Source organism: Actinomadura sp. NPDC048032 (assembly GCF_040653175.1).
Classification (GTDB): Bacteria; Actinomycetota; Actinomycetes; order Streptosporangiales; family Streptosporangiaceae; genus Spirillospora; species Spirillospora verrucosospora.
In genome coordinates this window covers 1-5,116 of sequence record NZ_JBEZJP010000516.1, presented here as the reverse complement: position 1 = coordinate 5,116, position 5,116 = coordinate 1, and the positions used below count along the sequence as shown (strand labels likewise).

The 5,116-nt window shown below is 75.3% G+C and carries 4 protein-coding genes; all 4 read right to left on the bottom strand.

Annotation, left to right across the window (positions count from 1 at the left end):
* Positions 1-81: 81 nt before the first annotated feature.
* The 4 genes from AB0C69_RS37815 to AB0C69_RS37800 all read right to left on the bottom strand — a co-directional run bounded on the left by AB0C69_RS37815 (position 82) and on the right by AB0C69_RS37800 (position 5,020).
* A complete protein-coding gene (locus AB0C69_RS37815; protein WP_360360635.1) occupies positions 82-1,581 on the bottom strand; it encodes an amino acid permease in 1,500 nt (499 codons plus the stop codon).
* A gap of 87 nt (positions 1,582-1,668) precedes the next feature.
* Positions 1,669-2,670 (bottom strand): proline racemase family protein, encoded by a 1,002-nt coding sequence (locus AB0C69_RS37810; protein WP_345186786.1) that lies wholly within the window; start codon positions 2,668-2,670, stop codon positions 1,669-1,671.
* A complete protein-coding gene (locus AB0C69_RS37805) occupies positions 2,670-3,599 on the bottom strand; it encodes a dihydrodipicolinate synthase family protein (RefSeq protein WP_360360632.1) in 930 nt (309 codons plus the stop codon). Before AB0C69_RS37805 ends, AB0C69_RS37810 begins: the two co-directional genes overlap by 1 nt.
* Positions 3,596-5,020 carry an FAD-dependent oxidoreductase gene (locus tag AB0C69_RS37800; RefSeq protein ID WP_360360629.1) on the bottom strand — a complete coding sequence of 475 codons (1,425 nt, stop codon included), beginning with the start codon at positions 5,018-5,020 and terminating at the stop codon, positions 3,596-3,598. Before AB0C69_RS37800 ends, AB0C69_RS37805 begins: the two co-directional genes overlap by 4 nt.
* Between the last annotated feature and the right edge of the window lie 96 nt (positions 5,021-5,116).

Genomic DNA, 5,116 nt, shown 5'->3' with positions numbered 1-5,116 from the left:
GGTGGGCGGCGCGCTCGGCCGGCGGCGACGCGGCCCAGCCCGGAGCGGCGGCGACCGCCGCGGAGACGGCCTGGTCGGGTGTCATGAGGTGCTCCCCTCTTCCTCGGTGTTCGGGGCCGTGCGGGCGGACCGCGGCGCCCGGTTCTCCACCGAGTTGCGGTACCCGTACAGCGCGTAGACGACCAGGCCGAGCACCATCCACACCGCGAACCGGACCCAGGTGATCCAGTCGAGGTTGGCGATCAGCCAGATCGAGAAGGCGATGCCGACGAGCGGCACCACCGGCACCCAGGGGGTGCGGAACGAGCGCGGCAGGTCGGGGCGGGTGCGGCGCATCACCATGACGGCGATCGCGACGACGATGAACGCCATCAGGATGCCGATGTTGGTGAGGTCGGCCGCCTCCTTGATGGGCAGCAGGCCCGCGATGACCGCCGAGCCGATCCCGACGAGCCAGATGACGCGGGTCGGGACCTGCCGCCGCGGGTGGTTGCGGGCGAAGTAGGCGGGCAGCAGGCCGTCGCGGCTCATCGAGAACCAGACGCGGGTGACCGCCAGCATGTTCGCGAGCGCGGAGGTGGTGATGCCGACGACGGCGCCGACCGCGACGACCGTGCCGAGACCGGTCAGGCCGACCGAGGCGAGCGCGCTGGAGAACGGGCTCTTGACGTCGATCTGCCGGTAGTCCTGCATGCCCAGCAGGACGATGCAGACCAGGAGGTAGATGACCGCGGCGATGGCCAGCGAGATGACGATCGCCTTGGGGAGCACCTTCTTGGCCTCGGCGCTCTCCTCCGCCGCCGCGCTCATGGCGTCGTAGCCGTAGACGGCGAAGAAGGTGGTGGCGGCCCCGGCGACGGCGCCGCCGATGCCGAACGGCAGGAACGGGCTGAAGTTGCCGGCCGAGACGTGGAACGCTCCCGCGACGATGACCAGCGCGACGATCGCGAGCTTGACCACGACGAGGATCGTCTCGAACCGCGCGGACTCCTTCGTCCCGCGCGACAGCACGAACGCCAGCAGCAGGCACAGCAGCGCCGCGAACAGGTCGACCTTGTGGCCGGCGCCGGTGCCGGGCGCGCCGAGCGCCCAGTCCGGGATGTCGAGGCCGATCTGGTCGAGGATGTAGGACAGGTAGCCGGAGATGGCGATCGCGACGACGGCGACGATCGCGGTGTACTCCAGCAGCAGGTCCCAGCCGATCGCCCAGCCGATCGCCTCGCCGAGCACGGCGTAGGAGTAGGTGTAGGCGGAGCCGGCCTTCGGGATGGTGCCGGCGAACTCTGCGTAGCAGAGCGCGGCGGCGGCGCTGGCGATGATGGCGATCAGGAAGGAGATCATCACGCCGGGCCCGGCGTCGTCGTGGGCGACGACGCCGGCGAGCGAGAACACGCCCGCGCCGACGAGCCCGCCGAGGCTGAGCGCGACGAGCTGCCACAGCCCCATGGTGCGGCGCAGGCCGCCCGGGGTCTCCTCTTCCGAGGAGTCGACGGGTTTCAGGCGGAAGACCCCGGCCCGGGTGAACAGCGCGGACCCGGCAGGGCCCCGCGGTGGTCGTGTTTTGGGCATGGCTTGGGACATGGAGGTCCCTCCCGACTGGTGCAGGGTGGGTGTGACGCGGCGGTCAGGGCCGCCGTGAAGGGCTCGGGAAGAGCCGGCCGGTCCCTCTCAGAGGACGAAGCCCTCGGGGAAGGGGTCGGCGGGGTCGAGCAGGTAGGTGGCGGTGCCGGTGATCCAGGCCCGCCCGGTGAACTCGGGGATCACCGCGGGCAGGCCGCCGGCGTCGGCGGTGCCGACCAGGCGCCCGGTGAACCGGGTGCCGATGAACGACTCGTTGACGAACTCGGTGTGCAGCGGCAGCTCGCCCCGGGCGTGCAGCTGCGCCATGCGGGCGGAGGTGCCGGTGCCGCACGGCGACCGGTCGAACCAGCCCGGATGGATGGCCATCGCGTTGCGCGAGCGCCTGGCGTCCGACCCGGGCGCGAGGAACTGGACGTGCTTGCAGCCTCCGATCAGCGGGTCGGCGGGGTGGACGGGGCGGTCGGTCGCGTTGATCGCCTCCATGATCGCCAGCCCGGCCCGCAGGATGTCCTCCTTGCGGGCCCGGTCGAACGGCAGCCCGAGCGGCTCGAGGTCGGTGATGGCGTAGAAGTTGCCGCCGTAGGCCATGTCGTAGCGGACGTCCCCGAGCCCGGGCACGGCCACCACCGCGTCCCGCCGGAGCGCGAACGAGGCGACGTTGCGGAGCGTGACGTGCTCGGCGACGCCGTCGCGGACCGCGACGCGGGCCTCGACGAGGCCGGCCGGGGTGTCCAGCCGCACGATCGTCTCCGGCTCGGTCACCTCCACCATCCCGGTCTCGACCAGGACGGTCGCGACGCCGATGGTGCCGTGCCCGCACATCGGCAGGAACCCGCTGACCTCGACGTAGACGACGCCCCAGTCGGCGTCCGGGCGGGTCGGCGGCTGGAGCAGGGCCCCGCTCATCGCGGGGTGGCCGCGCGGCTCGTCCACCAGGAAGCGGCGGAGCCCGTCCAGGTGCCGCACGGCGTGGCGGCGCCGCTCGGCCATCGTGGCGCCCGGGATGGGCGCGACGCCGCCGGTGACGACGCGCGTCGGCATCCCCTCGGTGTGGGAGTCGACCGCGCTGATCGACCGGGCCGAGCGCATCAGGCGGCCCGCCGCCGCGCGAGGGCCTCGATCGCGCGGTCCATGTCGGCGGTGACGGCGGCGCGGTGCTCGGGGACGAGCGGGCCGCGCGGCGGGCGGCAGGGGCCGCCGTACCGGCCGACCTGCTCCATGCCGAGCTTGATCGCCTGGACGAACTCGGTGCGCGAGTCCCAGCGGAACGCGGCGACGAGCGGCTCGTACAGGGCGCGGGCCTCCTCCAGCTTCCCTGCGGTGGCCAGCTCGTACAGCAGCGCCGACTCGGCCGGGAAGACGTTGGGGAAGCCGGCGAACCAGCCCGTCGCGCCCATCAGCAGCGCTTCGAGGGTGACGTCGTCGGCGCCGGCGACGACCTCCAGGCCCGGGGCCCTCTCCCGGATCTCCAGCACGCGGCGGACGTCGCCGGAGAACTCCTTGACCGCCACGACGCCGTCGATCTGGGCGATCTCGGCGAGCAGGTCCGGGGTGAGGTCGACCTTGGTGTCGATGGGGTTGTTGTAGACCATGACCGGCAGGCCGACGGACGCCACGGCCTCGAAGTGCGCGATGATCTCGCCGCGGTTGGCCCGGTACATGGTGGGCGGCAGGCACAGCACGCCGTCGGCGCCGTCCTCGGCCGCGATCTGCGTCCAGTGCCGGGCCTGGTGGGAGCCGGGGCCGTGCACGCCGACCACGACGACGCCGTCCCGGCCGACCGCCTCGACGGCGGTGCGGGCGACGCGGCGGCGCTCGTCGTCGGTAAGCGAGGAGTACTCGCCGAGGGACCCGTTCGGGCCGACGCCACGGCAGCCGTTGTCGACGAGCCAGCGGCAGTGCTCGGCGTAGCGGTCGTGGTCGACGGCGAGCCCGGCGGGGGCGGCGGCGTCCTCGCGGTAGGGCAGGGCCGTCGCCACGATGACGCCGCCGAGGCTCAGGGGCTTGCTGTCGCTCATCGGGCGCTCTCTTTCTTGTCGGGTGTGTCAACTGGAGGGTCCGCGAGCTCGCCGAGCCGGATGGGCTGGGCGACGGGCCGGCGGTGGGGGTCGCTCCCGCCCGCCCGGCCGCGGAGCAGTTCGGCGACCGCGGGGCCGCAGACGCGGGCCTGGCAGGGGCCGAGCCCGGCGCGGGTGCCGAGCCTGACGGCGGGGGCCGAGCCGGCGGCCGCGCCGTCCGCGGCGCGCAGGAGGGTCCCGCAGGCGGTCTCCTCGCAGCGGCAGACGATCGTGTCGGGGCGCAGCCAGCCGGGCCACGCCGCGCCGACGGGGTGCGCGGCGGCGAGCCGGCCGGCGAACGCGCGCCCCCGGTCGCGGCGCCGGCGCAGGGCGGCGGCCGCGCGGTCGCCGGGATCCCCTCCCCCGGCGGCCCAGCCCGCGAGCAGCCCCTCGGTGCGGGCGGCCGGAGCCCCGGCGATGCCGGTGATCTCCCCGGCCGCGTAGACGCCGGGGACGCTGGTGCGCTGGTCGTCGTCGACGTCGGCGAAGGCGCCGCCGCACAGCCGGCAGCCGGCGGCGACGGGCAGTTCGAGCTGCGGGCTGAAGCCGTGGGTGACGCAGAGGGCGTCCACCGCGACGGTGCGCTCGGTGCCGGGCACGACCGACCAGTCGCGGCGGAGCCGCGCCGTGACCGCCTCTTCGACGCGCCCGTCGCCCCGGGCCTCGATCACGGCGCGGCCCGTCCGGTAGGGGACGCGGTGCCGGGCCAGCAGCGCCGCGTACCCGGCCAGCTCCCCCGCCTTGCCCGCCTGCGGCGCCAGCTCCCACGGGCGCGCGGCCCAGCCGCGCGCCACGGTGGCGGCCGGGTTGGCCTCCAGCACCTCGAGAACGGTGCCGCCGGCCTCGATCAGCGACGCGGCGACCGGGAGCAGGAACGGTCCAGAGCCGGCGATGAGGACGGGGTCGCCGACGACCAGGCGCTCCCCCTTCGCCAGCGCCTGCGCCGCCCCGGCGGTGTAGACCCCGGGCAGTTCCCAGCCCGGGAAGGGCAGGACGCGGTCGTGGGCCCCCGGCGCCAGCACCAGCGCGTCCGGGCGCAGGACGCGCCGTTCCCGTCCGGCGCCGTCGGCCTCGCCTCGCAGCACGTGGACGTGCGGCGGCCCCTGCTCGGCGCGGTCGAGGGACCAGACGGCGCTCTCGGGCCACCAGTCGCAGCGCGGGTGGCCGAGCACGCGGTCGCGCAGCCGCTCGAAGCCGCGCCACCCGTGGTGGAGGCGGCCGGGGCGGGCGGCGCCGAAGGCGGCGGGCGGCATCCGGTGGTACTGGCCTCCGGGGTCCTCGGCGGCGTCGAGCAGCGTGACCCGCGCCCCGGCGCGCAGCGCGCCCGCCGCCGCGCCGAGCCCCGCCGGGCCGGCGCCGACGACCACGACGTGCCGGCTCACCTGGCCTCCCTGCGCCTGGGTCGACGGGCCGCTGCAGGACGGCGTCGCGCTCGGCGAGCACCTCCCGCCGCTGGAGCCCGATCAGATGGTTGTACC

What these genes read in the sequence shown, in the direction of transcription:
- AB0C69_RS37815 (WP_360360635.1), bottom strand. Translation starts at nt 1,581, where the DNA reads ATGTCCCAAGCCATGCCCAAAACACGACCACCGCGGGGCCCTGCCGGG.
- AB0C69_RS37810 (WP_345186786.1), bottom strand. Translation starts at nt 2,670, where the DNA reads ATGCGCTCGGCCCGGTCGATCAGCGCGGTCGACTCCCACACCGAGGGG.
- AB0C69_RS37805 (WP_360360632.1), bottom strand. Translation starts at nt 3,599, where the DNA reads ATGAGCGACAGCAAGCCCCTGAGCCTCGGCGGCGTCATCGTGGCGACG.